Genomic DNA, 22925 nt, shown 5'->3' with positions numbered 1-22925 from the left:
ATTAACGAACTACTTCAGAACAAGGCGAGGCCGACATGATCGGATTGGTGGTGCACGCCGGCCACCGGGCACGCTTCGCCGACGCGGCGAGCACGCTCACCGGCGTCGAGTTCGCCTGGGCGGTCTACGAGCGCGAGGACGAGATCCGCGACCGGGTCGCCGGGCTCCTGCGGGATCACCGGCTCGACGGCCTGCTCCTGGGCCTGGCGCCGTATGCGAAGGCCCGCGACCTGCTGCCCGCCGGCCTGCCCGTCACCGTGACCCGCTCAGCCGCGCTCGACCTGGCCCTGGCCTGGGCCCGCGCCCGGGGCAACGGCTGGCCGGCCACCCCGGTCAGCGTCGACACGTTCACCACCGAGACGATCGACGAGGTGGCCGCCGCCCTCGACCTGGACCGGACGGCGATCTCGTCACTCCCGTTCGACCCGGAGCAGCCGGTCGCCGAGGTCGTCGCCTTCCACCGGGAGCACCTGGCGCGGACCGGCGCGCCGTACGTGATCAGTGTCCGGATGGATGTCGCCGCGGCGCTCGACGGGCAGACCACCGTCCTGCACGCCCTGGCCACCCCCGGCACGATCCGTGCCGACCTGCACGAACTCGCCCTGCGCGTGCACACCCGGCGGGCCGACGCGCAGCGATTCGCAGCCGGGCTGTTCCTGGTGCCCGGAGAGAGCGGTGACCTGGACCGGTTGCAGCACCTGCTGATCGACACGCCCGAGTTCGCCGACGCCTGGATCGACCGTCGCGGCACGCGCGGCGTGCTGGTGTTCGCTCCCGCGTCGCTGTTCGAGAGCGTCACCCAGCACTGGGTCGGTCTGCCCGTCCTGGCCGAGGCCCGCGAGACACTCGGCATCCGGGCCGTCGCCGGGTTCGGCATCGGCACGTCCGCGCGGCTCAGCGTCACCCTCGCCGAACGTGCCGCGGCCCGCGCCGAACAGGACACCGACCCGGGCGCCTACCTGTTCACCGGCGACGGGATGACGATCGGCCCGATGGGTGCGCCGGCCACCCCGCTCACCTACACCTACCGCGAACACGGTGAGATCGAACTCCTCGCCGGGCGGGCCGGACTCAGCCCGGCCACCCTGTCCCGTCTCGCCGCGATCGAGCGCACCCTGGACGGCCACCCGCTGTCCCCCGCCGAACTGGCCCGGACACTCGGCATCACCGACCCCAGCGGCCGGCGGCTCATCCGCAAGCTGACCAGCGCCGATCTGGTGGTCGAGACGGGCAGCGCGCAGGAGAGCCGCAAGGGCCGCCCGACCCGGCTGTACCGGCTCGCCATCACACCGGCACTGGACGCCACCCGATGATCTGGGACCTGCTGCTCACCGGCGGCTCCCCCGGTGACGTGGCCGTCCGGGACGGCCGGATCGCCGCGATCGGCGACCTGCCCCGTACCGCCCGGTCGGTCGTCGACGTGACCGGCTGCCTGGTCACCCCCGGCCTGATCGACGTGCACACCCACGTCGGGCCCGGCTACTGGGGCATCGACCCGGACCCGATCGCCTGGCGCACCGGCGTCACCACCTGGGTCGACGCCGGGTCGGCGGGCGCCTACACGGCCGCCGGGCTGCGCGCCGTCGCCCGCGCCTCCACGGTCCGGGTGCACGCCCTGCTCAACATCTCCGCCGTCGGCCTGGCCGGGCGCACCGGGGAGAGCCGCGACCTGACCAACTGCGACGTGCCGCTGGCGATCGACACCATCCAGGCCGACCGCGAACTGTTCCACGGCGTCAAGGTCCGCATCGACCGGGAGACCGTCGGCGACAACGGCGTCGAACCGCTGCGCCGCGGGCTGGCCGCCGCCGAGGCGTGCGGCGTCCCCGTCATGGTCCACATCGGCACCGCGCCACCAGCCCTCGACGAGGTCCTCGACCTGCTGCGCCCCGGCGACCTGGTGACCCACTGCGCCAGCGGGATCGCGGCACCGCTCGGCCCGGCGGTCCGCGACGCCGCCGCCCGGGGCGTACTCCTCGACCTCGGGCACGGATCCGGCGGCTTCGCCTTCGACATCCTGGAAGCGCAGCTGGATGCGGGCCTGCGCCCGTACACGATCTCCACCGACCTGCACGCCAGGTCACTTCACGGCCCGGTCTTCGACCTGCCGACCACCATGGCCAAACTGCTGGCCTGCGGCGTCACCCTGCCCGAGGTCATCGCGGCGGTCACCGAACACCCGGCGCGGGCGCTGGCCCTGCCCGGCGGTTCCCTCACGGCCGGCGACCCCGCCGACTTCGCGATCTTCGAGGTACGGCCGGAGCCGCTCACCGTCGTCGACGCACACCGGCAGACCCGTGTCTCACCTGTGCGGCTGCTCAACCGGGCGACGTACGTGGCCGGCCGCCCCCTGCCACCCCGGCTGCCCGCCGCACCCGCGCCGTGGATCCCGCTCACCGACACGCAACGGGCCGCACTGGCCCGCCGCGAACACGACATCCGCGCCCTGCTCGCCACACCACTGGTCGGCGTGGACGGCCTGGCCGAACAGTTCCCCAGAACCTCCTGAAGCCTTCCCAGAACCGAACCGAGGAGTCCCTGATGCCCAAACGCGCTGTGATCACCGACAAGGCGGCGCCGGCCGGCGGCCCGTACTCACATGCCGTGATCGCCGGCGACACCATCTACCTGGCCGGCGCGATCCCGGCGCTGCCCGACGGCACCCGGGTCACCGGCACCTTCGCCGAACAGGCACACGCCGCCTTCCGCAACCTGGCCATCGTCGCCGAGGAGGCCGGCGCCAGCCTGGACGACGCCGTCCGGGTCGGCGTCTACCTGCGCGATTTCGCCGACTTCCCGGAGATGAACGAGATCTACCGCGAGTACATCAAGGGCGACCACCTACCGGTCCGCACCACCCTGCCGGTCCCCCTGGTCGGCTTCGACATCGAAATCGACGCCATCCTCTACACCGGCGAGTAGTCACCGTCCACGGGTAGCCGGGCGCTCTCCTGGGTAGAGGGACATCCATGCCTCACACCGGAGAGTTGCTCGGCGGACGTTACCGGCTCGACGATCGGATCGCCGCCGGTGGCATGGGTGAGGTCTGGCAGGCCACCGACACCGTCCTCGGGCGGGCGGTCGCGGTCAAGACGCTGCTCGCCGACCGGGCCACCGATCCGGGGTTCCAGCGGCGTTTCCGGCATGAGGCGCAGGCCCTCGCGGCGCTGCGGCATCCGGGTGTGGTCGCCGTCTACGACTTCGGGAACACCGCCGTCGAGGACGCCTATCTGGTGATGGCCCGGGTCGAGGGGCAACCGCTGAACCGGATGCTCGCCGACCGCGGGCGCCTCTCCCCCGCCGAGACCATGTCGGTGGTGGCGCAGGCGGCCCAGGCCCTCGAAGCGGCACACGAGGCGGGGATCGTCCACCGGGACGTCAAACCCGGCAACCTGCTCATCGAACCGGACGGCACCGTCGTGCTCGTCGATTTCGGGGTGGCACGGTCGGCGCACTCCGGGACGGTCACCGGTGCGGGCGAGGTCGTCGGCACCGCCCTCTACATCGCACCCGAACAGGTCGCCCAGCATCAGGCCGGTCCTCCGGCCGACGTGTACGCACTGGGCGCCCTCGCCTACCACTGCCTGGCCGGGCATCCGCCGTTCGAGGGCCGGAACCCGATCGCGATCGCGCTCCAGCATCTGGAGGACGAGCCGCCGGAACTCCCGGGTGACGTGCCTCCGGAGGTTCGGGAGATCGTCCGGATCGCCCTGTCGAAGAAGCCCGAGGACCGTTTCTCCTCGGCAGGTGTGATGGCCGAGGCCGCACGCGTGGCGGCCGCCGGCCTCGAAGCAGGCTCCCCCGCAGCCGAGGTTGCCGGCTCTCCTACGGCCGGGATTGCCGGCTCTCCCACGGCCGGGGTTCCCGCACCAGCGACCGGATCGGACGAGGGCCTCACCGCCACCCGGGCCGGATCGCCGTGGATCGGCGCCCTCGGGATGCAACCGCTCGACGACACCTCGATCGGCGCCGTGCTCGACGACACCGCCCCCGGCGTCGTCCCGGCAGTCGTCCCACCGCGGCGACCGGCGACCCAGGACCGGACCGGCCTGGCTGCCCCGGCAGTCGTTCCCCCGCAGCGACCGGCTGCCCCGCCCGGGACCGGGCCGGAGACCCTGCCCCCGACGGGGCGCCGGCGTCTTCTGCCGCTGTTCGTGCTGGCCGCGGTCGTCCTGCTGGGCGGCATCGGGGTGCTTTTCGCGGCCGATCCGCTGGGCTGGTTCGCCGACGCGCCGAAGCCGACGACGAACGCCCCGGCCGCGCCGGTGAGTTCGGCGCCGCGATCCGCCGAGGCTCCGGCGGGTGGCGGCGACGGCGGGCGGGAGACGACCCGGCCGGAACGGACCGGGCAGACCGAGAACGACGAGCGGCCGACGACCACGGCGACGACCACCCGGCCCGCCGAGCCGACGACGACCACCGCGCCGACCGCCACCGAGACGACCGGCGAGACCGCCACCCCGACCGCGACGGCGACGACCCCGGCCGAGACCGGCGAGCCGGGCGACGACGAGACCGACCCGGGCGACACCACCGAGAACTAGGAAGGCGTGGCGGTCCACGGTCCGGTCCGGACCGTGGACCGCCACGCGGGTCAGGCGAAGACGTCCTGCTGGTAGCGGCCCGCGGCTTCCAGGGAACGCAGCCACGCCTCCGCCTCGACGGTGGTGGCACCGGTGTGGCGGCGGAAGATCGCGTACAGCTCGTCGCGGACCGCCGGCGCCATCCGGGCCCCGTCACCGCACAGGTAGATGTGCCCGCCCTGCTCGAGCAGCTCCCACACGGCGTCGCCGTGGGCGGCGAGGGCCTCCTGCACGAACCGGTGCGGGTGACCGTCGACGGCCGAGAACGCCAGGTGCAGGTCGGTCACGCCGTCGGCGGCCCACTGTTCCATCTCGGCCCGGTAGAGCCAGTCGTGCTCGGGGTGCCGGCAGCCGTAGAAGAGCTTGGCGGGGCCGCTCCCGGGCGTACCGGCGCGCTCCTGAAGGAATCCGCGCAGCGGCGCGAAACCGGTGCCCGGTCCGATCAGGATCATCGGGGTGGCCGGGTCGGCGGGGAGCCGGAACGGCGGCGAGGGAACGCGGACGTGCCCGTAGAAGACGTCGCCGGGTGACAGCCGGGCCAGGTACTGCGAGCACATGCCCCGGTAGCGACCGTTGCCGGTCCGGGACGGCCCGTCGACCAGGCCGACGGTGATCGTCACGAGGGACGGGTCGACGGCCGGCGACGACGAGATCGAGTAGAACCGCGGCTTGATCGTGCCGACCAGTTCGAGGAAGACCGCGAACGGCAGCTCGACCGCCGGGAACCGCTCCAGCAGGGACAGCACCGAGACGCGCTTGGCCAGGATCTCGTCGGCGTACAGGTCGGCGTCGGTGGTCCACGCGGTCAGCTGCCGGGTCGTCCACGGGCACTGCGTGTGCTCGGCGAGGACGGCGATCTGCCCGCGGGTGGCCGGGTCCTGCAACTCGACGAACTCGGTCAGCAGCAGGCCCGCGGTGACCGGCACACCGATCGGCAGTCCGGTCGGTCGCTCCCCGTCCTGTCCGAGGCGGATCACCAGGTCGCGGGAGACGCGCAGGGTGTGCAGTGCCCAGTCGACCAGCTCGGGATCGTTCTTGGCGTAGACGGCCAGGTGGTCGCCGGCGGAGTAGGTGACACCCTCGGGCAGCTGGACGGTGATCGCCTTGACGCCGGGCCGGGGCGCCTCGCGGCTGAAGTCCCACAGGCCGGCCGGGTCTCCGACCAGCTCCTCCACCGACATGACCATGACCGGGTGCGCCTGGGTGGAGACGACGGCCGGGCGGATCTGGTCCTCGCCGAGCACCTCGACGCTGTACCGCGGGCCACCGGCGGCCTGTGACGCGGCACCGAACTCGGCGGCCAGCGCGGTCCAGAGTCCGTTCAGCCAGCTCTGTGCCATGCCGTCGAAGTCACCGGCGGCGTCCGTCTCACCGCGCTCGACGATGGGCTGCGCGCCCGCGGCGGCGAGCTTGCCGAAGACCCTGCGGGGGTACGCCTGGTAGGTCGCCCACTGGGTGTTGCCGTTGCCCAGCACCGCGAATCGCACCGAGTCCAGCGCACCGGCCGGGATGTCGAGGTCGTCGAAGGCCTGTGCGTTGTCGGGTGCCTTGCCGTTGTAGCTGGACGTGACGACGGCGAGCAGCCCGTCGGAGGGCAGGCCGGACGCCAGTTCGTCGAGGGTCTGCACGGTCACGTCGAAACCGGACCGCCGGGCCCGGTCGGCCAGCTGCTGCGCGAGGTCCTCGGAGGTGCCCAGGTTGGACCCGTAGGCGACGCGTAGCCGTACCCCCGAAGCATGGACCTCGGCCGTCTCGGACGTCTCCTCGACCGCCTCGTCGAAGGAGAGACGCTCGTGCGCGAGACGGGGACGGACCCGCAACCGGAAACCGTCGGGCTTGATGGTGAGGGTCTGCTTGATGTGCAGCTGGTGCCCGGCCGGGTCGGAGACGGCGAACCGCTGGAGCAGCATGGCGAGCGCGAGGCGGGCCTCGGTGAGGGCGAACTGGCGGCCGATGCAGGCCCGCTCGCCGTTGCCGAACGGCTTGTAGGCGTGCGGGTGGTGCCCCGCCTTGGCCTCGGGCAGCCACCGGTCGATGTCGAACGTCTCCGGATCGGACCACGCCGACGGGTGGGTGTGCAGCGGCTTGAGGACGACCGCGATCTTCTGGTGCGCGGGGATCTCGTAGCGGCCGCCGAGTGTGGTCGCCTCGCGGGAGGCCAGGCCGATCGCGGTGATCGGCGAGTGCAGGCGCAGCGTCTCGTCGAGGATCCGCGGGATCACGTCGAGCTTCATGATCAGCTCGTAGGTGGGCACGGTGTCGCCGGGCAGGATCCGGTCGACCTCGGCGTAGGCCTGGGCCAGCACGTGCGGGTTGCGCATCAGGTGGTGCAGGGCGAAGGAGAGGGTGCCGCTGGTGGTCTCGTGACCGGCGATCAGGAAGGTGAGGACCTGGTTGCGGATGTTCTCGTCGGACAGGCGGGCTCCGGTCAGCGGGTCGGAGGCCTCGAGCATGAGGCCGAGCAGGTCGTTCGCCTTCTCGCCGGAGGCCCGGCGCGCCCGGATCACCTCGTCGACCGTCTCCTGCATTACCGCGATATCCGATTTGTACGCCGCATCGGCCCGCTTCTTCAGCCCGGTGACCATCGGCAGCTGCCGTGTCCGGTTCATCGCCTCGGTCAGCGCGCTGCCCATCGCCTGCAGGAACGGGTGCAGCTCGGCCTGCTCGAACGACCTGAACTGCTGCCCGAACCCGGCGAGCGTGATGGTGTCGAGGGCGAGCCGTGTCATGTCGTCGGAGACGTCGACCTCGGGCCGGCCGGCCCACGCGCCGACGAGGTTGCCGGCGATCTCGAGCATCTGCGGGAAGTACGCCTTCATCGACCGCTGACTGAAGGCGGGCAGCAGGATACGGTGCGCCTGACCCCACACCTCCTCCTCCTCACGCGCGGTGAAGAGGCCGTCGCCGGCGAAGTCGCGGACGTGCGCGAGCGGCGGGTCGATCGGCTTGTAGAAGCGGGTCTCGTCGCAGACCTCGGCGACCAGGTCGGGGTCGTGGACGAAGACGACGTGCCGCCCGGCGAGGTTGAGCTTGTAGATGCCGCCGGGATGCTGCGCGGCCAGATCGGCGAAGAACCGGTGCGTGCCCTCCACCGGAACCTGCAGGCCGTTGCCGACGATCGGCAGTCCGCGGGGGGTGGGAATCGCGGCGGTCACGGGGGATCCTCCTCAGCCATACGGTGTATGTCTACTACCATACGGCGTATGGCTGAAGGCGTTAAGTCGGGTGATCAACGTTTAACAAAGGGCGCAATCCTCCAAGCGGCCCTGAATATCGTCGACGCGGACGGAGTCGACGCGCTGAGCATGCGGAAACTCGCAGGTCAGCTGGGGGTCAATCCCATGTCGATCTACCACCACGTGGAGAACAAGGCGGCCCTTCTGGACGGTCTGACCCGCCTGGTCACCGATGGCGCACGTCACATCGCGGTCGGGGACGGAACGTGGCAGGAACAATTGCGAAACCTGGCGTACGAGTTCCGGTCGCTCAGCCTCGCCCACCGCAACCTGATCCGGTACGCCTTCGCCAGCGACGACTTCATCCAGCGCGACGGCCCGATGTGGCGGACCCTCTGCACCGTGCTGCGCTCCGCCGGTCTGCCCGAGCCCGAGGTCGAGCGGACCGGCGCGGTCCTGGCCGTCCTCGTCGGCGGCCTGCTGCACACCGAGGTCAACGGCACCATGCGCCGGCTGATCGGTTCCGGCCACGCCGACGACGCCGGTTTCGCCCTCGCGGTGGACCTGCTGATCGCCGGCGTGGCCGCCCGCGTGTGAAGGCTCCGGAACCATGGGGTGGCGGGGCCGTTCCGTGTTTTGATCACTCAGGGGTTACACGTCCGAAACTTCCACCTGCGAGCATTCCGGGGCGCGATCAGCAGGAGGTTCCCTTTGTTCCTCAGCCAGCACGAGCAGGAACGCCTGCTCATCCACGTCGCGGCCGACGTCGCCCAGCGACGCCGGGACCGCGGCCTGCGGCTCAACTATCCGGAGGCCACCGCCATCATCACCGCCTTCCTGTTGGAGGGGGCACGCGACGGGCGCACCGTCGCCGAGCTGATGGACGCCGGGCGACGGGTGCTCACCCGGGAGGACGTCCTGGACGGTGTGCCCGAGATGCTGGCCGAGGTGCAGGTCGAGGCCACCTTCCCGGACGGCACCAAGCTCGTCACCGTGCACGGGCCGATCTCATGATCCCTGGTGAGATCCTCTTCGGCGACGGCGACATCGAGATCAACGCCGGCCGCCCGACCGTCTCCCTGACCGTGCGCAACACCGGTGACCGCCCGGTCCAGGTGGGCTCGCACTTCCACTTCGCCGAGTCCAACGCGGCGCTGGAGTTCGACCGGACCGCGGCCTGGGGTCACCGGCTCGCCATCCCGGCCGGCACGTCGGTGCGTTTCGAGCCCGGCATCCCCCGCGACATCACCCTCGTGGCGCTCGCCGGCAACCGCATCGTGCCCGGCCTGCGCGGCCTGGCCGGGGGGCCGCTCGACCAGCCCCCAGCGGCGCCCGAGCCCGACCCCACCGACATCGAGCCGGCCGGCTCCCTCGACGAGGACACCGGCGAGGGCGAGCACAACGGGAGCCCCCGATGACATCGCTGGAACGCAGTCGCTACGCGGCCCTCCTCGGGCCCACCAGGGGTGACCGGATCCGGCTCGCCGACACCAACCTGCTGATCGAGATCGAGGAGGACCGCAGCTCCGGCCCGGTCCCCGGGGACGAGGTCGTCTTCGGCGGCGGCAAGGTCATCCGCGAATCGATGGGGCAGGGCCGGGCCACCCGCGCCGAGGGCGCCCCCGACACCGTCATCACCGGCGTCGTCGTCCTCGACCACTGGGGCATCGTCAAGGCCGACGTCGGCATCCGCGACGGCCGGATCGTCGCCATCGGCAAGGCCGGCAACCCGGACACCATGGACGGTGTGCACCCCGACCTGGTCATCGGCCCGGGCACGCAGATCCTCGCCGGCAACGGCAAGATCCTCACGGCCGGCGCGATCGACAGCCACGTGCACCTGATCAGCCCGACCATCCTGGACACCGCGCTCGCCGCCGGCATCACCACCATCATCGGCGGCGGCACCGGCCCGGACGAGGGCACCAAGGCCACCACCGTGACGCCGAACTCCTGGCACCTGGCCCGGATGCTGGAGTCCCTGGACAGCTGGCCGATCAACGTGCTGCTGCTCGGCAAGGGCAACACGATGTCCGCCGAGTCGATGTGGGAGCAGCTGCGCGGCGGCGCCGGCGGTTTCAAGCTGCACGAGGACTGGGGCACCACGCCCGCCGCGATCGACGCCTGCCTGAAGGTGTGCGACGCGTCCGGCGTGCAGGTGGCGATCCACACCGACACCCTGAACGAGGCCGGGTTCGTCGAGGAGACGCTGCGGGCCATCGCCGGACGGTCGATCCACGCCTACCACACCGAGGGCGCGGGCGGCGGCCACGCACCGGACATCATCACCGTCGCGTCGCACCCGAACATCCTGCCGTCGTCGACCAACCCGACCCGGCCGTACACCCGCAACACCCTCAGCGAGCACCTGGACATGCTGATGGTCTGCCACCACCTGAACTCGTCGGTGCCGGAGGATCTGGCGTTCGCCGAGAGCCGGATCCGGCCGTCCACCATGGCCGCCGAGGACTACCTGCACGACCTGGGCGCCATCTCGATGATCGGGTCGGACTCGCAGGCCATGGGGCGGGTGGGTGAGGTCGTCACCCGTACCTGGCAGACCGCGCACGTCATGAAGGCCCGGGTCGGCGCCCTCGCCGGAGACGGCGCCGCCGACAACAACCGGGCCAAGCGGTACGTCGCGAAGTACACCATCTGCCCGGCGCGGGCGCACGGCATGGACGCCCAGGTCGGCTCGGTCGAGCCGGGCAAGCTCGCCGACCTGGTCCTGTGGGACCCGGCGTTCTTCGGGGTACGGCCGGCGGTCGTCCTCAAGGGCGGCATGATCGCCTACGCGCAGATGGGCGACGCGAACGCCTCGATCCCCACGCCGCAGCCGATGCTGCCCCGGCCGATGTTCGGCGCCTACGGCGTGGTCCCGGCGCAGACGTCGGTGGCGTTCGTCGCGCCGGCCGCCATCGATGCCCTGCTCAGCGACCGGATCGGGGTGAAGCGGGCGCTCGTGCCGGTCGGCGACACCCGCTCGGTCGGCAAGGCGGACATGCCGCTGAACGACGCCATGCCCCGCATCGAGGTCAAGGCGGACACCTTCGAGGTGCGCATCGACGGCCAGGTGATCGAGCCGGAGCCGGTCGACGTCCTGCCGATGGCGCAGCGCTATTTCCTGTTCTGATCGAGCCCTGAATGAGCCTCGCCACCCTGCTCCTGCTCGCCGACGGGCGGCTGCCCTCCGGAGGCCACGCGCACTCCGGGGGGCTGGAGCCGCAGATCGCCGCCGGGCGGGTCCGCAACGTCGGTGACCTGGACGGTTTCCTGCGCGGCAAGCTGGCCACCAGCGGCCTGGTCTCGGCGGCGTTCGCGGCCGCGGCCTGCGCCGACACCGGGCGTGCCGCCGAACTGGACGCCGGCCTGGACGCCCGTACCCCGTCCCCGGCCCTGCGCCGGGCGTCGCGGGGCCAGGGCCGGGCGCTGCTGCGGGCCGGCCGGGCCATGTGGCCGGTCCCGGTGATCGGCCGGGAGCCCCATCAGCCGGTCGCGCTGGGCGCTCTGGCGGCGGCCGCCGGTCTGACACCGGTCGAGGCGGCGGTCGCCGCGGCGCACGGCACGACCACCGGCTCGGCGAGTGCGGCGGTCCGGCTGCTGGGCCTCGATCCGTACGCGGTGCACGCCCTGCTGGCGCGGCTCGCTCCCGAATGTGACCGCATCGCCGCGGCCGCGGCGGCCCGGTCCGGCGACCCGGTCGACGAACTCCCGGCCGCGGGCGCCCCCCTGCTCGACATCGGCGCCGAGCACCACGCCACCTGGGAGGTCCGCCTCTTCGCGTCATGAGGAGGACCGGCCACCCGCAGCCTGAAGGGCAGGAGACACATGCATCCGGAACTGCACGAACACGGCCCCGACGAGGTCCCGCACACGCACCCGGACCCCGGCGTCGACCCGCACACGCCGCTCGGCGACGGCCCCCGGGCGCTGCGCATCGGCATCGGCGGCCCGGTCGGCTCCGGCAAGACCGCACTTGTCGCGGCGCTGTGCCGGGCGCTCGGCGACGAGATCCGCCTCGCGGTCGTGACCAACGACATCTACACCACCGAGGACGCCGACTTCCTGCTGCGCAACGGCGTCCTGCCGGCCGAGCGGATCCGCGCCGTGGAGACCGGCTGCTGCCCGCACACCGCGATCCGCGACGACATCTCGGCCAATCTGGACGCCGTCGAGGATCTCGAGGAGAAGCTCGGCCCGCTGGACCTGGTGCTGGTGGAGAGCGGCGGCGACAACCTGACCGCCACGTTCAGCAAGGGGCTGATCGACCAGCAGATCTTCGTGGTCGACGTGTCCGGTGGCGACAAGGTGCCCCGCAAGGGTGGCCCCGGTGTGACGACCGCCGACCTGCTCGTGATCAACAAGACCGACCTGGCCCCGATGGTCGGTGCGGATCTGTCGGTGATGGACCGGGACGCGAAGGCCCGGCGGCACGAGCTGCCCACGGTGTTCCTGTCGCTGGCCGAGGACAGGCAGGCCACCCCGGTCGCCGACTGGATCCGCGGCCTGGTCGCGGCCCGGGTCTGAGGTGCGGGCCGAAGCCAGGGTCGTCGCCGAGAGCGACGGGCGCGGCGGGACCCGGCTCGCCGTGCTGCGTGGCGAGTCGCCGCTGCTGCTGCGCCGCACCGGGCGGCCGGCCGGCGGCGGGCTGACGGTGCATCTGGTCGGCGGCGCGGCCGGTCCGCTGCGCGGCGACGAGCTGCGCCTGGACGTCGTGGTGGGGCCGGGTGCCCGTCTGGAGATGCTCAGCGTGGCGGCGTCCCTGGCCCTGCCGGGCCGGCCGGCGCCGCCGTCCCGGCTCACCGTGACCGCGTCGGTGGCGGCCGGCGGGACGCTGCGGTGGCTGCCGGAACCGCTGATCGCCGCGGCGGGCTGCGACCACGACGTGGTGACGCGGGTGGACGTGGCCGAGGGCGGGACGCTGCTGTGGCGCGACGATCTGGTCTGCGGGCGGCATCGGGAGGCGTCGGGAGCGGTTAGAGCCGACACCCTCATCCGGTACGCCGGAGCCGCTCTATACCGTCATGAGCTGGCCGTCGGGCCGGGCGCGCCGGGCTGGGACGGCGCCGCGGTGCTGGGTGGTGGCCGTGCCGTCGGCACGGTGGTGGTGGCCGGCCCGGATCTGCCGGAGGCGACGGTCCTGGGGCCGGACGCCGCGGCGATGCGGCTGGCCGGGCCCGGTGTGCTGGCGACCGCCGTGGGTGAGGACATCCGGCGGGTCAAGGCGGCGCTCGACCCGTGGTGCGAGGCGAGGTTCCCGCTGCCCGTCATGGTGTGAACGGTGGACGGCCGTGATCCGGCCGCCCACCGGTTCCGGACGGATCTCAGGCGGCGACCGCGATCGGCACGCCGTGGCTGTCGGTCAGCGCCAGCCTGGTGTGCAGGCTGCCCTGTTGCGCCACCTTCGCGAAATACTCGGTACGCCGCCGTTGCAGGCAGCCCTTCCTGGTCCGCGGGCCACCGGCCGCGACCGTGAGCAGTTCCGGCGCGAGCGAGCTGTTCAGGCCCTCCCGCAGCAGCCGCAGGGCCTCGGTGCGCAGCTGGGAGATCCGCGACTCGGTGACGCCGAGCCGGGCCGCCACCTCGCTGAGCGGCTGTTCCTGCAGGAAGGACTCCTGCACCACCTGCCGCAGGCGTTCCGGCAGCGCCTGGATCGCCTGGTGGAGGTAGCCGAGGCGTTCCCGCTTGAGCAGCAGGTCCTCGGGTCCTTCGGAAGTCTCCGGCACCATCTCCTCGGCGGCTCCGGTGGGGAATCCCTGGAGGCTGAGCAGGGAGGCCTTCTGCACGTCGTCCTCGACACTGGCCAGCTCGTTGATGCCGATGCCGAGTATCTCGGCCACCTCGGCGTCACTGGGTGTCCGGCCGAGCGCGGCGGTGAGCTCCTGCCGGGCGGCGGCGGCCCGCCGGGCCCGGGCCCGCACCGATCGGCTGGCCCAGTCCTGTCCGCGCAGTTCGTCGAGAAGGGCTCCCCTGATCCGGACCGCGGCGAAACGATGGAAGGGGATGCCGCGGGTCACGTCGAACGAGCGGGCCGCGCCGAGCAGCGCCGCGAAACCGGCTGACGAAAGGTCATCTGCGTGGACATGGCCGGGTACCCGGTTGAGCAATTCCCGGACCAGATGGCCAACCATCGGCATGTTCTCGCGGATCAGGTCCTCGATGTCGCGCGCGGACGGCGCGTCGTGAATCGTGCCGATGGTGGCGGGGAGTTCGGTCGTGGTGGTCACGTAGTCCTCCTCGCTGGTACTAACCGGCTGGGAAAACCGGCTGACGAGAAGAACAGTGGCCGCCTAAAGGTGCAGCGGCGGCCGAACTCGGTTGCTTTTGTGGAGTTTTTTCATGAAAAACCTCAGGCCAGGGAGGACCACCACGGACCAACCGGGTTTAAACACGGAACCCGGCCGTAGTTCACGGCCGGGTTCAGAAAACTGGGGACGTCAACGGAGCACCGGGGTCCGCAGCGCCGCCACCTCGGCCAGCTCCTCGTGCACCCAGGCCATCCGCCGGACCGCGATCTCCGGGTGATCGCCGAACTCCTCCGCCACACCGGCGGCGCAGCCGTCGCTGCCATACCTGAGGATCATCGCGGTGATCGCCTCCTCCAGGGCCACCCGGGAGGGGCTCTGGGACGGCTGGAGGTACGAGACGAACAACGCCTCGGCGGCCAGATCCTTCACTGCTGTGCTGATCATTTCTGTCGAACTCCCCGATGTCGACGACCTGCTTGAACTCGGCTGACACCACTGACCCGGGCTCTCGCCCATCATCCGCTCGGGTGTCAAACGGGCCGGCAGCCACGCCGTGCCAAAATGCCGTAATCCGGACGTCCGGATCGGAGCAGAAGCGCCTGTCGGTCTGAGTTCACCGTAACGCGATCGCCGGACCTCCGGCCTCTGGTTTTCGCGTGCCGGAGGTCTGCTGGCTTTTCGGGGCCGAACGGACGGGATGTACCGCCGTTCCTACTACCCCGTGGTCGGGCACACGTCGACATCCGCGTCACAGTCGTCGTTCACCGTGGGCGGAGGGGTCGGTGTCGGCGACGACTCGCCGACACCCGGGTTCTCCGACGGCGACGGAGACGGCGAGTCCGACGGCGGCGGCGGTGGCGGTGACGGGGCGATCGACGGCTGGCTCGACGACGGGGCCGCGGTCGGACTGGCCGACGGCGAGGCGCTCGTGCCCGGGCCGGTGCTCGGCTTGACGGTGCCGGTGGTGGACGGCGTCGGCACCAGGGTCACGCTGCCGCTGGGGCCGATCGAGATACCCGGCGACGTGACCGGGTCACCGAAGCGGACCTCACCGTTCTCCAGGTGCTCGACCGGCAGGGACGGCTGGCCGGGTTCGGCCGACACGTACGTCTCGCAGGTCTTGCCGTTGAGCTTGAAGACCATCGGCGGCAGGTTGCTCTCGGTGTAGCGCCCGGTGATCTGCATGGTGGTGGTGCGCTGCGGGTTGATCGGGGCCTTCGAGGTCACCCGGATCTCGCGGTCCTCCTGTGCCAGGGCGACCTTGCCGTTGCCGGAGAGGGTCTGGTCCCCGTTCATCAGGAACCACAGGTTCCACGCGGGCACCGGGACGTCGGCGCGGTTGGCCAGCGTCACCTGCGCCTTGAACTTGCCGCCGGTGTCCGACCAGACCGCGTAACTGACCACGCACTCGCCGGAGACCGGGACGACCGCGGGGCCCGGGATGGCACCGGCCTGCGAGGTGGTGCGTGGCTGACCGAGCTCCGTCCAGCCGTAGGTGAGGGCACTCAGCAGGGCGACCGTGCCGGCGACCACGACGATACGGCGGGCCCGCACCGTGCCGCGCCGCGGCGGGCGGCCGTCCGGCGGCGCCGACGACGGGCCACCCGAACCGTGCCGCAGCGGCGGTGACGGCGGGGAGACCGGCGCGGCATACGGCTCGGGGCTGGACACCGGGTACACCGGCTCCGGGCCGGTCGGCGGCTCCGCGCCCACCGTGGGCCGCTCACCGGCCGCCACACTCGCCGCGGCGGCCGCCGGGCCGAAGCCGGAGTACGGATACCCGGACGGGAGGATGAAGGTGTCCTCGCCGTCCTCCCAGTCGGCGTCGAAGCCCGAGGTGACCGGCGGTGCGCCGGCCGCGATCGTGGCCAGCGCACCGGCCAGCTCGGCGCTGGACGGCCGGTCGCCGGGGTGCTTCTCCAGGCAGCGGGCGATCAGCGCGTCGACCACCTGGGGCAGGCCGTCCACCGGGGGCAGCGGCTCGGGCTCCACGTACTGATGGGCACGCAGCAGGGCGGTGGTGGTGCCGACGTCCCACGGGAGCTGGCCGATCAGCATCCGGTAGATCAGCAGACCGACCGCGTAGACGTCGGTGGCCGGGCTGACCTGGCCGCCCTCCAGCCGCTCGGGGGCCAGGTAGGCCGGTGTGCCCATCAGGCTGCCGTCGGGGTCGGTGTCGTTCTCCCCGATGAGGGCCGAGATCCCGAAGTCGACGACCTTGGCGCCGGACGGGGTGAGCATCACGTTGGCCGGGGTCACGTCGCGGTGCACGATGCCCCGGGAGTGCGCCGACGCCAGCGCCGCGGCGACCTCGGCGCTGATCCGCGCCGCGGTGGGCCACGGCAGGGTCCGCACCCGGGCCAGGACGGCCGCCAGGGACTCGCCGTCGACCAGCTCCATCACGACGTAGGGGACCGGCTCACCGTCGACCGTGGTGGCCTCGCCGTAGTCGTAGACATTCGTGATGTTCGGGTGGGTGAGCCGCGCCGCGGCCTGGGCCTCCGCACGCAGCCTGCGCCGGAACGACGGATCGGCGCTCGTCGAGGGTGGCAGGACCTTGACCGCGACCTGCCGCCCGAGCACCTCGTCGAACCCACGCCAAACCACTGACATCCCGCCGGCGCCGAGGCGCTCGACCAGTCGGTACCGACCGGCGAGCAATCCCGAACCGGGCAGGTCCGCCGTGCTCATGTGCCCCCACATGCGCGCTACTGAGGAAAACGCCGGACCGCACCGCCATGCCGTCCGACGCCGGGCGAGTCGGGCCCGACCATCGGACTCCGAGCATCCCCCATCGACGGCGTGGATGTTAGTACCTATCGGCCGTCAGTACGAGCGGCCACCATGCGATCTACCTGCGGGTCATTACCGAGCGTCGGCCTGGTTGATCCCCTCGTAAGAGTGATACCGGGAGCGCTGCGTGACCGACGAGGTACAGAATGCCCGGTTCGTCAGAACTTTCATTCTCAACCAATCGAGTGAGCATCGGACAGAGCCACTCACCCAAGGTCAACGGACAGCTACGCAGGGAGATCAATTCTGTCCATGATCTGTCAACCGCGAACCGGCGCCGGAGTGGGCCGATGGGCCGCATGGCGGGACGGCAGCGCCGCCACTCCGGCCCGCACCGGTGTACCCCCGGCCGGCACCGCGCCCAGCTCGGTCAGCCAGGCCCGGATCGGCGCCCACTTCTCATAGATCACCAGAACCACCTCACCGGGTACGGCCAGCCGCAGCGCCTCGGTCACGGCATCGCGGTAGCCGTCCGCCCGTACCGCGGTCAGCTGCGGACGGCGGGCCCGCATCTCGCGCTCGACCAGGCCGGACACCTCGCCGGGCGCGCGGCCCCGCGGATCGGTGTCCTCGTAGAGCACCACCCGGGTCAGCCCGTCGGCCAGCACCTGCGCCGACGCGGCGAGCAGATCGTCCCGGCGGTCACCGGGCAGGGTCACCGCCGCCACGCAACGCTCGGGACCCCACAGGCGGTGCAGCGTGCGCAGGGTGGCGGCCAGCGCGGCCGGGTTGTGCGCATAGTCGACGAACACCGCGACGTCGCCGAGACGGAACAGCGTGCCCCGGCCCGGGTTCGCCACACCCGGGTCGAACTCGGACAGCCGGTCGGCCAGGTTCTCCGGGCGGGCACCGAGCGCGCGGGCGGCGGCGATCGCGGCCAGGGTGTTGGCCGCCACGTGCAGGGCCGCTCCCCCGTACGCCCCCGGCACCTCGGCCAGCCGCAGCAGAGGCATCCGCCGCGCCCCGGTCGCCTGGACCAGCCAGCCGTCGTGCAGCACGTAGGCCGCCCCGCCCCGGGACAGGTGCTCGGTCAGCACCGGGTTCTCGGGGTCCAGCGAGAACCACACCAGCCGCTTGCGGTCGGCCCGCACCCGGGGCCGGTCGGCCAGGCTGCGCACCCACGGGTCGTCGGCGTTGAGCACGAGCGTCCCGCCGTCCCGGACCCGCTCGGCCACCACCGCCTTGACGTGCGCCAGGTCCTCGATCGAGTCCAGCCCGTCCTGGCCCAGGTGGTCGGCGGTGATGTTGGTGACCACCCCGACGTCCGACCAGTCGTAGCCGAGCCCGCGCCGCAGCAGCCCGCCCCGGGCCGTCTCCAGCACCGCCACCTCGACGTGCGGGTCACCCAGCACCATCTGCGCCGACCGCGGCCCGGTCGCGTCGGCCACCTGGACCGTACGCCCGTCGATGACCACCCCGTCGCTGCTGGTCACGCCGGCCCGCATGCCGCTGCCGGTGAGCAGGTGGGCGATCAGCCGGGTGACGGTGGTCTTGCCGTTGGTGCCGGTGACCGCGACCGCCGGGATCCGCCCGTCCGAGCCGCCGGGGAACATCGCCCGGACGATCGCGTCGCCCACGTCCCGGGGCCGGCCGTGCGCCGGAGCCAGGTGCATGCGCAGCCCCGGCACCGCGTTGACCTCGATCACGCCGGCGGTGACCGGCTCGCCACCGGGCTGGAGAGGCGCGCCGATGTCCGGCAGCCGCAGGTCGATGCCGGCGATGTCCAGGCCGGTCAGGGCGACGATCCGCTGGCACAGCCGGGTCACGTCCGGATGCACCTGGTCGGTGACGTCCCGGCTGGTGCCGCCGGTGGACAGGTTCGCGGTGTCGCGCAGCCGGACCGGCACGCCGTCGTCCGGGACCGACTCCCGGGTCAGGCCGGCCCGGCGCAGCACCCGGTCGGTGGTGTCGTCCAGGTCGATCCGGGTCAGCACCCGGGAGTGCCCGGGCCCGCGCCGCGGATCGGCGTTGACCCGCTCGACCAGCTCGGCGACGGTGGCGACGCCGTCACCGGTGACGTGCGCCGCGACCCGCTCGGCGGCCGCCACCACCTCACCGGAGACCACGAGCACCCGGTAGTCACGCCCGTCGAGCTGCTGTTCCACCACCGCCTCGCCACCCACCGCGGCGAACGCCCCGGCCACCTCGTCCGGCGTGCTCAGGTGCAGGGCCACGTCGCGCCCCTGACGGCCGTGCCGGGGCTTCACCACGACCGGCGCCTCCAGCTCGGCGAGCAGCCGCAGGGCGTCCTCGACGGTGGCCGCGGCGCCACCCGGGGCGACCGGTACGCCGGCCTCGTCGAGCAGCCGCCGGGTGACGTGCTTGTCCCCGGCGATGTCCACGCCGACCGCGCTGGTCCGGTCGGTCATCGCGGCCCACGCGAGCCGGCGCCGGTGGCCCCAGCCGAGCCGGACCAGGCTGAGGTCGTCGAACCGTTCCACCGGGATGCCACGGCGCCGGGCGGCCGCGATGATCGACCGGGTGCTGGGACCGGTGGCCTCCCGTTCGGCCAGCTCGGCGAGGCCGGCGAGCCGGTGCGACAGCACGGCGGCGGACGGGCCGGCACCGCCGTGCACCTCGAGGACCAGGTCGATGGCGGCGCGGAACAGCTCACCGGGCACCGGCGATTCTGGCGACTCGTCGACCGGGCACTCCAGGATCACGTCGTACTCGCCGGTCCCACCCGCGCCGACGGTCCGGCCGAAGCTGACGTCGCGGCCGATCAGCTGGGAGAGCTCGATGGCCACGTGTTCGGTGACGTGCCCGAAGTAGGTCCCGCCGCGCAGGCGGCTGACGAAGCCCCCGGGTGTTCCGGCCGCACAGTGGTGCTCGGTCAGGCCGGGCACGGCCCGGAGCAGGCGCTCGGTGAAACCGGTGACATCGGCGGTCTCCACGCCGGCCAGGTCGCCCAGGCACAGCCGGGCGACCACGGCGGGCCGGGAGAGATAGACGTTGGGACCGCGCAGGCGGCGGAGGCTCTCGATCTTCATGCGGCTCGTTCCCGTTCTGGGGACGGGCCGGTGACGGGTCGGCGGCCCGTGAGGTGAAAGGTGCAGCCGGCCGGCAGCACGTGGATCCTGGCCCCGGCGAGCACGATCGGCCCGGACGGTGGGACCCGGATGTCGGTCGCGGCGCCGGCGTCGACCACCGTCACCGCCCCACTGCCGAGGACCTCGAAACTGTCGCCTCCGGTCAGGATGGCGGTGTCCTCGTCGATGCCCACGCCCAGTTCGTGGGGGTAGCGGGCGACCGCGCTGAGCAGCCGGTTGAGCCGGCCCCGCTCGGCGAAGTGCTGGTCGATCAGCACGCACGGCAGGAACTCCAGCCCGGGGCCGGTCCGCACGCTGTCGGCGGTCACCCCGGGGCGGTCCCCTCCGGTGATCATGGTGGCGGACATCATCGCCGCGCCCGCGCTGGTGCCGGCCAGCACCACCCGTCCCTCGCCGACCAGCGCGTGCAGGAGGGTGTCGACGGCGGTGCCGCCCAGGGCGGTGATGATGCGTTCCTGGTCGCCGCCGGTGAAGAAGACACCGGTGGCGCCGCGCAGGACGGCGCCGGCCTCCGGGGTGTTGGCGTCGGCGCGGTGGGCCAGGCGCAGGCCGCGGACCGTCCCGGCGCCGAGACTCTCGAATCTCTCGACGTACGACCTCTCGGTCGCCGCGGGGTCCTCACTGGCCGTCGCGATGACCACGATCCGGGCGTCGCCCGCCCCGGCCAGCTCGACGAACCGGCCCAGCAGGGCGGGACCGGCAGCCCCGCCCATGATCAACAGCCGGCTGTTCCCCTCCACACTGCTGAGGTTAATCGGAACAAAACCGAAACATCCGGTCAATCCGAATAGGGCTCAGCTTTCGCCGTGCCGCCTCCGCCGGGCCGCACGCTTCTCCTCGAACCGCGAGGCCTGCGTCTCCATCTCGGCCATCCGCGCGGCGAGCTCCTCCCGGGCCCGCTCGCCGTCACCCCGCAGATCGGTACGGTCCCAGACGTTCCACTGGCGCAGGACCGGCTGGAGCACCTCGTCCCGGTGCTGGCGCAGGTCGTAGATGCCGGCCAGCGCGATCAGCACCGCCTTGCGCCCGAAGCCGGCGATGTTCGCCCCCGGCATCTGGAAGTTCTCCGTCACATCGGCCACCGCCCGCATCGCCTGGTCCGGCGCCAGTTCGAAGGCCGCCGACAGCAGATTGCGATAGAAGACCATGTGCAGGTTCTCGTCCGCCGCGACCCGGGCCAGCAGCTGCTCGGCGATCGGGTCACCGGTCGCCTTGCCGGTGTTGCGGTGCGAGATCCGGGTCGCCAGCTCCTGGAACGCCACATAGGCGATCGAGTGCAGCACCTCGTGGCCGTTGACGTTCACGTAGCCGGACTGCATGTGGTCCATCCGGGCCCGCTCCAGCTCGACCGGGTCCACACCGCGGGTGACCGTCAGATAGTCACGGATCGCGATGCCGTGCCGGCCCTCCTCCGCGGTCCACCGGTGCACCCAGGTACCCCACGCGCCGTCCCGCCCGAAGAGCGTGGCGATCTCGTGGTGGTACGAGGGCAGGTTGTCCTCGGTGAGGAGGTTGACGATCAGCGCGGTCCGCGCCACGTCCGGCAGTTTCGAGTCGTCCGGCCGCCACGCCTCACCACCGAGCAGCCCGTCGAAGGTCCGGCCGTCGCTCCACGGCACGTACTCGTGCGGGAACCACTCCTTGGCGAGCGCCAGGTGCCGGTCGAGGTTGGTCGCGACAACCGGCTCCAGCTCGGTCAGCAGCGCAATCTGGTCCAGCGGCATCCGCTCACGGTAACCGCCGGACCAGAATCACACAGTGTCAGCGCGCAGACACGTTCGGGTACAGGTCGGCAGCGGGCGGTTGCCACGTCACGGCGTCCGCCTCCACCTGCTCACCGGAACGGATGTCCTTCACCGTGTCCGGCTCCCCCGGGAACCAGACGAAGGGGATGCCACGACGGTCGGCGTACTGGATCTGCTTGCCGAATTTCGCCGCCGTCGGCGCCACCTCGGTCGCGATGCCCCGGCGACGCAGGGCCGACGCGATCCGGTCGCACTCGGCCCGCTTCTCGTCGCTGGCCAGGGCGATCACCACACACGTCGGCACCGACCGGGAGACGGCCAGCGCGTCCTGCCCGAAGAGCAGGCCGAGCAGGCGCGACACCCCGATCGAGATGCCCACCCCCGGGAAGCGGGTGTTGCCCACCGAGGCCAGGGTGTCGTAGCGCCCACCGGACGTCACCGAACCGAACCGCTCGTAGCCCTCCAGCATCGTCTCGTAGACCGTGCCGGTGTAGTAGTCCAGCCCACGGGCGATCTTCAGCTCGGCGCGGACCAGGCCCGGCGCGTGCTCGTTGGCCGCCTCGACGACCTGGAGCAACTCGGCCAGACCCTCGTCGAGCATCGGGTCGGTGACCCCGAGCGCACGCACCCGGTCCACGAACGAGCCGTCGGTCGCCGAGATCGCGGCCAGCGCCAGGCACGCGGCGGCCTGGGCGTCGGTCGCGCCGGCCGTCTCCACCAGGGCGGCCGCCACCTTCTCCGGGCCGATCTTGTCGAGCTTGTCGACCGTACGCAGCACCTGCGCCGTGTCGGCGAGGCCGAGGCCCCGGTAGAAGCCCTCGCAGACCTTGCGGTTGTTGACCAGGATCGTCGCGGCCGGGATGGGCAGGGACTTGAAGACGTCGCCGATCACCAGCGGCATCTCGGTGTCGAAGTGGAACGGCAGAGTGTCCCGGTTCACCACGTCGATGTCGGCCTGCAGGAACTCCCGGTACCGGCCCTCCTGCGGCCGCTCCCCCCGCCACACCTTCTGGATCTGGTAACGCTTGAACGGGAACTGCAGCCTGCCGTGGTTCTCCGTGACGAACCGGGCGAACGGCACCGTCAGGTCGAAGTGGAGGCCCAGCTGGTCCTCACGCTTCACGCCCTCCTCCTCCTGGAGGCGGTGCAGCAGGTAGACCTCCTTCGAGGTCTCGCCCTTGGACAGCAGGGTCTCCAGCGGCTCGACCGCACGCGTCTCGAGGGAGGCGTAACCGTACAGCTCGAATGTGGATCTGATCCGGTCGAGCACCTGCTGCTCGATGATGCGCTGGGGCGGCAGCCATTCGGGGAAGCCGGAAATGGGCACTGG

The 22925-nt window shown here is 72.1% G+C and carries 19 protein-coding genes; 11 read left to right on the top strand and 8 right to left on the bottom strand.

Annotation, left to right across the window (positions count from 1 at the left end; translation table 11 throughout):
- Positions 1-35 precede the first annotated feature (35 nt).
- The 4 genes from ACFO0C_RS08185 to ACFO0C_RS08170 are packed head-to-tail and all read left to right on the top strand — an operon-like array spanning position 36 to position 4544.
- Positions 36-1313, top strand: coding sequence for a MarR family transcriptional regulator (locus ACFO0C_RS08185; RefSeq protein WP_378065936.1), 1278 nt, complete (start codon positions 36-38; stop codon positions 1311-1313).
- A complete protein-coding gene (locus ACFO0C_RS08180; protein ID WP_378065935.1) occupies positions 1310-2509 on the top strand; it encodes an amidohydrolase family protein in 1200 nt (399 codons plus the stop codon). The genes ACFO0C_RS08185 and ACFO0C_RS08180 overlap by 4 nt, the downstream gene beginning before the upstream one ends.
- Positions 2510-2541: 32 nt before the next feature.
- A complete protein-coding gene (locus ACFO0C_RS08175) occupies positions 2542-2922 on the top strand; it encodes a RidA family protein (protein ID WP_378065934.1) in 381 nt (126 codons plus the stop codon).
- A gap of 47 nt (positions 2923-2969) precedes the next feature.
- On the top strand, positions 2970-4544 hold the full coding sequence (locus tag ACFO0C_RS08170) for a serine/threonine-protein kinase (protein ID WP_378065933.1): 1575 nt from the start codon (positions 2970-2972) through the stop codon (positions 4542-4544).
- A gap of 50 nt (positions 4545-4594) precedes the next feature.
- Here the strand turns inward: ACFO0C_RS08170 and ACFO0C_RS08165 are convergent, their stop codons facing one another.
- Complete coding sequence (locus tag ACFO0C_RS08165; RefSeq protein WP_378065932.1) at positions 4595-7738, bottom strand: bifunctional cytochrome P450/NADPH--P450 reductase; 3144 nt, start codon at positions 7736-7738, stop codon at positions 4595-4597.
- Positions 7739-7786: 48 nt separating this feature from the next.
- Between ACFO0C_RS08165 and ACFO0C_RS08160 the strand changes: the two genes are divergently transcribed.
- The 7 genes from ACFO0C_RS08160 (at position 7787) to ACFO0C_RS08130 (ending at position 13037) form a co-directional block, all read left to right on the top strand.
- The gene (locus tag ACFO0C_RS08160) at positions 7787-8356 is read left to right on the top strand and encodes a TetR family transcriptional regulator (RefSeq protein ID WP_378065931.1); all 570 of its coding nucleotides are present in this window, start codon (positions 7787-7789) and stop codon (positions 8354-8356) included.
- Positions 8357-8470: 114 nt separating this feature from the next.
- Complete coding sequence (locus ACFO0C_RS08155) at positions 8471-8773, top strand: urease subunit gamma (protein ID WP_378065930.1); 303 nt, start codon at positions 8471-8473, stop codon at positions 8771-8773.
- Positions 8770-9177, top strand: coding sequence for an urease subunit beta (locus ACFO0C_RS08150; RefSeq protein WP_449190914.1), 408 nt, complete (start codon positions 8770-8772; stop codon positions 9175-9177). The genes ACFO0C_RS08155 and ACFO0C_RS08150 overlap by 4 nt, the downstream gene beginning before the upstream one ends.
- Positions 9174-10892, top strand: a complete 1719-nt coding sequence (locus ACFO0C_RS08145) for an urease subunit alpha (RefSeq protein ID WP_378065929.1) — start codon at positions 9174-9176, stop codon at positions 10890-10892. Before ACFO0C_RS08150 ends, ACFO0C_RS08145 begins: the two co-directional genes overlap by 4 nt.
- 11 nt (positions 10893-10903) lie before the next feature.
- A complete protein-coding gene (locus ACFO0C_RS08140) occupies positions 10904-11548 on the top strand; it encodes an urease accessory protein UreF (protein ID WP_378065928.1) in 645 nt (214 codons plus the stop codon).
- 39 nt (positions 11549-11587) lie between these two features.
- Complete coding sequence (ureG, locus tag ACFO0C_RS08135) at positions 11588-12286, top strand: urease accessory protein UreG (protein WP_378065927.1); 699 nt, start codon at positions 11588-11590, stop codon at positions 12284-12286.
- 1 nt (position 12287) lies between these two features.
- Entirely contained in the window at positions 12288-13037 is a 750-nt protein-coding gene (locus ACFO0C_RS08130; RefSeq protein WP_378065926.1) for an urease accessory protein UreD, read from the top strand.
- Positions 13038-13083: 46 nt separating this feature from the next.
- Here the strand turns inward: ACFO0C_RS08130 and ACFO0C_RS08125 are convergent, their stop codons facing one another.
- From ACFO0C_RS08125 to hisS, 7 genes are all read right to left on the bottom strand, one after another.
- Positions 13084-13986 (bottom strand): sigma-70 family RNA polymerase sigma factor, encoded by a 903-nt coding sequence (locus ACFO0C_RS08125; RefSeq protein WP_378065925.1) that lies wholly within the window; start codon positions 13984-13986, stop codon positions 13084-13086.
- Between the two features lie 210 nt (positions 13987-14196).
- The gene (locus tag ACFO0C_RS08120) at positions 14197-14451 is read right to left on the bottom strand and encodes a hypothetical protein (protein ID WP_378065924.1); all 255 of its coding nucleotides are present in this window, start codon (positions 14449-14451) and stop codon (positions 14197-14199) included.
- 270 nt (positions 14452-14721) lie between these two features.
- A complete protein-coding gene (locus tag ACFO0C_RS08115) occupies positions 14722-16698 on the bottom strand; it encodes a serine/threonine-protein kinase (protein ID WP_378065923.1) in 1977 nt (658 codons plus the stop codon).
- Positions 16699-17060: 362 nt separating this feature from the next.
- Positions 17061-19790: a cyanophycin synthetase gene (gene cphA / locus ACFO0C_RS08110; RefSeq protein WP_378065922.1), complete on the bottom strand. Its 2730-nt coding sequence runs from the start codon at positions 19788-19790 to the stop codon at positions 17061-17063.
- A complete protein-coding gene (locus tag ACFO0C_RS08105) occupies positions 19787-20590 on the bottom strand; it encodes a cyanophycinase (protein WP_378065921.1) in 804 nt (267 codons plus the stop codon). The genes cphA and ACFO0C_RS08105 overlap by 4 nt, the downstream gene beginning before the upstream one ends.
- A 54-nt stretch (positions 20591-20644) precedes the next feature.
- A complete protein-coding gene (locus ACFO0C_RS08100; RefSeq protein ID WP_378065920.1) occupies positions 20645-21574 on the bottom strand; it encodes an acyl-ACP desaturase in 930 nt (309 codons plus the stop codon).
- A gap of 37 nt (positions 21575-21611) precedes the next feature.
- Positions 21612-22922, bottom strand: a complete 1311-nt coding sequence (gene hisS, locus ACFO0C_RS08095) for a histidine--tRNA ligase (protein WP_378065919.1) — start codon at positions 22920-22922, stop codon at positions 21612-21614.
- Between the last annotated feature and the right edge of the window lie 3 nt (positions 22923-22925).

It is taken from the genome of Actinoplanes subglobosus, from assembly GCF_042650585.1.
Taxonomy (GTDB): Bacteria; Actinomycetota; Actinomycetes; order Mycobacteriales; family Micromonosporaceae; genus Actinoplanes; species Actinoplanes subglobosus.
The sequence above is the reverse complement of the archived record's forward strand: the minus strand, read 5'-3'. Positions and strand labels throughout refer to the sequence as shown.